Annotated in this window: 1 protein-coding gene; it reads right to left on the bottom strand. The window is 58.1% G+C overall.

All coding sequences use genetic code 11. From position 1 onward, the window contains the following. Nucleotides 1–28: 28 nt before the first annotated feature. Nucleotides 29–1,216 carry an IS481 family transposase gene (locus ACPYOP_RS32875; RefSeq protein WP_481414375.1) on the bottom strand — a complete coding sequence of 396 codons (1,188 nt, stop codon included), beginning with the start codon at nucleotides 1,214–1,216 and terminating at the stop codon, nucleotides 29–31. Nucleotides 1,217–1,293: the final 77 nt, after the last annotated feature.

Genomic DNA, 1,293 nt, shown 5'->3' with positions numbered 1-1,293 from the left:
GGTCCGTTCTGGACACATAGGTTACGGTTTATTCCTGAGACATAGGTAACACTTTTGGACCGAAAGGGTTCGGCAAAGGTTCAAGCCTGCATGTCTCATCATCGAAGTATCCCAGATCGTAATCCATAAAGCTTGTAAGCCAGATATGGTCTTCGACCTGTTTGATTCCGACGGCCTGACCGGCGAAGACCAGACTGAGATTGATCTTCTTGCGCTTGTAGCAGATGCGTCCGCATGTTGTGACGGTGACTGTCTGGTCGTGGAACGGGTAGTCGAGATCGGGCAGGCCGCGGTAGGCGCGCGGTGAAGCGTCGTAGCGCTCTGCCGGGCAGGCCATATTGAGCGCCTGGTGGGGCCGCTCGGTGTTGAACTCCTCGACGAAGTCGTCGAAGCGGGCTTGCTGCTGCAGGAAATTGTCTCCGGCCGGCTTGGTTGTCTCAAGTTTCAGTGTCAGATGCATGCGCTCATGGCGGCCGTTCTGCTGCGGGTTGCCCGGCTTGATGCGCTCGATGTCGATACCGAGCCTGAGCCACCAGACGGCGAGCCGAGACAGATTGAACAGTCCGTTGGGGCTGGCGAAAGGCACTCCGTTGTCGGTTCTGATCGCCTTGGGCAGGCCGAACTCCTTGAAGACGCGTTCGAAAACGGTGAAGGCGTAGACTTCCTTGGTCGTATGCAACGCTTCGCAGGCCAAAAGATAGCGGCTGGCGAAGTCGGTGATCGTCAATGGGTAGCAATAGCGCTTATCGGCAAGCATGAACTCGCCTTTGTAATCGGCGCACCACAGGTCGTTGGGCCGCCCAGGATTGGAGAGTGCTGTTCCTTCAGCCCTGTTGCGCCGCCGCCTACCGTGCTTGACCAGGCCGTTGCGGTCGAGGACGGCATGCACGGTTGAGATCGCCGGCGTGTGAACATCCGGATATAGCCGCGCCAGCCGCTCCCTGATCTTCGGTGCGCCCCAGTTGGGCTTGTCCTGCTTGGTCCGCACAATCAGCTTCTCGATTTGGAAAGGAAGCTGATTGGCGTGCCGGTAAGGCCGTCGCGATCGATCTGTCAGTCCTTCCAGACCGCTGTCGTTATAGCGGCTGATGATCTTGTGACCGGTCTTGCGGGAGATGCCGAATTCGCGGCACAGCGCCGCTATCTTCTCGCCATCCAGAACCCGCGCAACGAATTTGAGACGCTCGTCCATGCGGTTGCACTCCTGCCAAGGCACCTTCGCTCTCCTCGCAAAGGCAAAAAGTGTAACCCATGTCTCCGGTATGAACTGTCACCCCTCTCTCGGGAAGGACA

This window comes from Rhizobium sp. KNZ2-6A (assembly GCF_056755475.1).
This window is presented reverse-complemented; position numbering and strand designations above follow the sequence as displayed.